The sequence below is a fragment of the Streptosporangium sp. NPDC050148 genome (assembly GCF_055586505.1).
The window spans coordinates 8,484-12,536 of sequence record NZ_JBVJIA010000061.1; the positions used below are offsets into that span (position 1 = coordinate 8,484).

General features: G+C 74.4%; 4 protein-coding genes. All 4 read right to left on the bottom strand.

The annotated features are described in order from the left end of the window. Positions 1 to 157: 157 nt before the first annotated feature. A complete protein-coding gene (locus tag ACZ6RT_RS36730) occupies positions 158 to 793 on the bottom strand; it encodes a fasciclin domain-containing protein (protein WP_470158647.1) in 636 nt (211 codons plus the stop codon). A gap of 410 nt (positions 794 to 1,203) precedes the next feature. Then, positions 1,204 to 2,034 (bottom strand): anti-sigma factor, encoded by an 831-nt coding sequence (locus ACZ6RT_RS36735; protein ID WP_470158648.1) that lies wholly within the window; start codon positions 2,032 to 2,034, stop codon positions 1,204 to 1,206. Beyond that, the gene (sigK, locus tag ACZ6RT_RS36740) at positions 2,031 to 2,633 is read right to left on the bottom strand and encodes an ECF RNA polymerase sigma factor SigK (protein WP_470158650.1); all 603 of its coding nucleotides are present in this window, start codon (positions 2,631 to 2,633) and stop codon (positions 2,031 to 2,033) included. Before sigK ends, ACZ6RT_RS36735 begins: the two co-directional genes overlap by 4 nt. 281 nt (positions 2,634 to 2,914) lie before the next feature. Next, positions 2,915 to 3,679 carry a thioesterase II family protein gene (locus ACZ6RT_RS36745; RefSeq protein WP_399196705.1) on the bottom strand — a complete coding sequence of 255 codons (765 nt, stop codon included), beginning with the start codon at positions 3,677 to 3,679 and terminating at the stop codon, positions 2,915 to 2,917. Between the last annotated feature and the right edge of the window lie 374 nt (positions 3,680 to 4,053).

Sequence of the window (4,053 nt, forward strand, 5' to 3'; positions counted from 1 at the left end):
GACTGGGGACTGTCCTCCCCCCCCCCGCCCCCCCCCCCCCCCCCCGCTCCCCCCCCCCCCCCCCCCCCCCCCCCCCCCCCCCCCCCCCCCCCCCCCCCCCCCCCCCCCCCCCCCCCGCCGGGGTGACGATTCACCCCGGCGGAGCCGGGCGCGGAGGTCAGCCGGGCATCAGCACGGTGTCGATGATGTAGACGGTGGCGTTGCGCGTGGGCACGTTGCCGCAGACGACCTTGGCGTCGCCCGCGGTGAGGGCCTCGCCGGAGCCGCCGGTGGTGAGCGTGCCGCCCTGCAGGGTGGTCAGGGTGCCCTTCTCCAGGTCGGCGGGGGTCTTGCGGCCCGGCACCACGTGGTAGGTGAGGATGGAGGTCAGCATCTTCTTGTCGGCCAGGACCTTGTCCAGCGTCTTCTTGGGAAGCTTCGCGAAGGCGTCGTTGGTGGGCGCGAACACGGTGATGTCGTCGGTGGAGTTGAGCGTGTCGACCAGGTCGGCCTTCGTGACGGCGGCCACCAGGGTGGACAGCGCGGGGTTGTTGGAGGCGGCGGTGGCCACGGCGTCGTCGGCCATACCGGTGACGCTGCCCTCACCGGAGGTGGGCAGGGTCGCGCAGGCGGCGCCGAACGGCGCGGCGGCCATGGTGGGCTGAGCCGACTCCATCGGCGTTTCGGTGGCCGGGGCGGCGCCGGTCACCGCCGCGGTGGGGTCACCGGCGGCGGCGGTGGTGTCGCCGCCGCAGGCGGCACTCAGGGACAGGGCGACGGCGAGAACGGACGCTGCGGCGAATCGGGTCTTCATGAGGATTCCTTCGCGATGGTCGTGCGTCGGGTGAACGGAGGTGTGGGTGGTGGTCACCCGGAGCGGCGTTCCGGTCCGGGTGGCACCGATGTCAGGTGTCCGGGCCCGGCGCGGCCGCTTCGGCCGGTGGGCCGCAAGGTGCCGCTGCGTCGTGACGAGGTCGCCCGGTGGTGATGCTCACACCGGGGCTTCGGAGCCGACGGCGAGGTGGATGGGTCGCGACGGAGAAAACTTCCCGGCCGGTCGCGAGCGGGGCCCGAACCGGGGTCAGACCGGGATCGAGCCGAGGCCCGGACCAGGATCGGGCAGGATCGGACCGCGGTCAGGCCGGGGCCCGGACCGCGGACAGGTCTGGACCGGACCGCGGACAGGTCTGGACCGGACCGGGCCGGACCGGGATCAGGCCGCGGTCAGGCCGGGGGGAGGTTCAGCACGAGCAGCGGCGTGGAGGTGGGCTGGGCGGAACCGCCCGCGGGCTCGATCGTGACGCCCACCTGAGCGGTCTGCGCGATGTCGTCGACGACCACCGCGGACGCGCCCTCGCCAGGGCGCATGGTCCCGGCGGAGGTGGTCCTCGCGGGCCCCATCCTCCACATCTGGTACGTCCTGTCCTCGGGCAGGTCGGCCAGCCCGGACGGGACGACCACCAGCCGGTCCTGTGACCGGGAGACGACCACCAGGGTGCCGGCGCCCTGCGGACCGCCGGAGACCCGGATCGAGTGGGCGTCCGGCGCTGCCAGCACGGTGGCGATCTGCCGGTTGACGGCCTCCTGCCGCTCCAGCAGGTCCCGGGTACGGACGTTCACGACGCCCAGGGCCACTGCGGCGACCAGGCACGCGGCCGCCAGCCCGGCGACCGCCCGCGGCCACCACGTCCCCGGACGTGTCCCCGGGCGCGTCCCCGGCGACCCTTCCGCGGCACGGCGGCGCCTCTCACCGGCCTTCCTGCCGACGATGCCGGTGATGCCGGTGATGCCGGTGTCCGCGGGCACGAGCGGGGGCACCTGGCGGACCTGGCCGATCTCGGCCATCACCCGCGCGCGCAGGCCCTCGGGCGGCTCGGCCGCCAGCACCCGCCCCATCCGGGCCGCCGTCTCGGCCAGGCCGCGTACCTCCTCGGCGCATTCGGCGCATCGGCTCAGGTGCTCCTCGAACCGCAGCCGGTCACCCTCGTCGACGGCGTTCAGCGCGTACGCCCCGGCCAGGGTGTGCGGGTCGTGCTCGCCGGGCGCGTCGTTCATCGCTCCACCCCCAGGCAGTCGCGCATCCGGATCAACCCGTCGCGCATGCGTGTCTTGACCGTCGCCAGCGGGACCTTCAGGAACTCGGCGACCTCACGATAGGAGTAACCGCCGTAATAGGCGAATGTCACCGATTCGCGTTGCAGCTCGGTCAGCCCGTCCAGGCACCGGCGCAGCCGTTCCTGCTCCAGGCTCCGTTCCACCGACTCGGCCACCTCGTCGTAGGGCCGGTCCACCTGAAGGCGGGCCGCGCGTTCCTCGCGGTCGGTGCCGGCCTGGGCCGAGCGCACCCGGTCGATCGCGCGCCGATGGGCGATCGTCATCACCCAGGCCATCGCGGTACCCCGGGCCGGGTCGAAGCGCGCCGCGCCGCGCCACACCTCCACCAGCACCTCCTGGGCGACCTCCTCGGCCTGGGCCCGGTCGCGCAGCACCCGCAGGATCAGCCCGTACACCGGGGCCGCCGCAAGGTGGTAGACCCGCTCGAACGCCGCCTGGTCCCCGCGCGCGACCCGTCCGAGCAGCTCCTTCAGCCCTCCCTGATCGTCGTGATCACCACGATGGTCCCGGCCCGGCCCGGGCACGCGTTCAGATCCCATGGTCTCTTCCTGCTCGCCCCGGACACGCACACCCTGGTCTTCGCAGCGGGACGCCCCGCGGATGGGTCGGCGGCGGCGCTTTTCTTCCGATCGGCGACCGATCGGTGACCGGCGGACGTCCGGTGGGCGTTCGATCCGCGTCCGGTGGGCGTCCGGTGAGCGTCCGGCCGGTGCCCGGCGGGCGTCGGCGAGAGTCCGATCGGTGACCGGTGGGGCCGGCACTGGACGGGGCCGGCCGGGGCCGGCCGGGGCTGGCCGGGGCTGGACGAGGAGCGGGACCGCTACCGCCGGTCCCCGGACCCGGTCCCCTCGAAGACCTTCGCCAGGGTGTCGAGGATCGTCTCGATCACCGCCTGCCGGTGGTCGGCCACGAAGAAGTGGCCCCCGGAGAAGACGCGGAGGTCGAAGTCACCGGTGGTGACCTCGCTCCAGGCCCGCGCGTCGTCGACGCTCGTCAGCGGGTCGGCGTCGCCGGTGAGCGCGACGATCGGGCAGCTCAGCGGTGTCAGGTCCGCGGGCCGGTAGGTCTCGATGGCCCGGTAGTCGCTGCGGATCACCGGGAGCACCAGTTCCCGGATCTCCTCGTCCTCCAAGAAGGCCGCCTCCGCGCCGTTCACCTCCTGCAGGTGGGCGATCAGGCCGTTCTCGCCGAGCAGGTGCACGGTCTCCAGGCGATCCCTGGAGGGGGCGCGCCGCCCGGACGCGAACAGCAGCCCGGGTCCCCGGTCACCGAGGCGCCTGGCCACCTCGAAGGCGATGATGGCCCCCATGCTGTGCCCGAAGAAGGCGCGTGGCCGCTCCTCCTCCCGCAGCAGCACCTCGGCGATGCGGTCGGCGAGCGGGTGGATGCCGCGGAACAGCGGCTCGCCGCGCCGGTCCTGCCTGCCCGGGTACTGCACGGCGAGCACCTCCGCGGACGGGGCCAGGGTCGCCGAGAGCGGGTGGTAGTAGCTGGCCGACCCTCCGGCGTGCGGGAAGCAGACCACCTGCACGGCACCGCGCGGTGAGGGGTGATAACGCCGGAGCCACAGGTCGGTCGCCGTCACGGATGTCTCTCCTTAGCCGGGGGTCACGCCTTCGCGGGGATCACGACGTCGCGGGCGTCACGAGGCCGCAGGGGGCACGGCCTCGCCGGGGAATCATAACTTCGCGGGAGGTCGTGACGTTCCCGGGACCGCCTTCGGCCGGGGCCGGGGCCGGGACCGAGGTCGAGCCGGAGCCGGGGTTCGAGGCCGGGGCCGGGGTCAGAACCGAGCTCAGGGCCAGAACCGAGGTCGGGGCCGGGGTCAGGGTTCGAGGCCGGGGCCGGACGGTGGGGGGGGGGGGGGGGGGGGGGGGGGGGGGGGGGGGGGGGGGGGGGGGGGGGGGGAGGGGTGGGAGGAGAGGGAGCGGTAGGACCATCAGACACGGGCCGCATAGT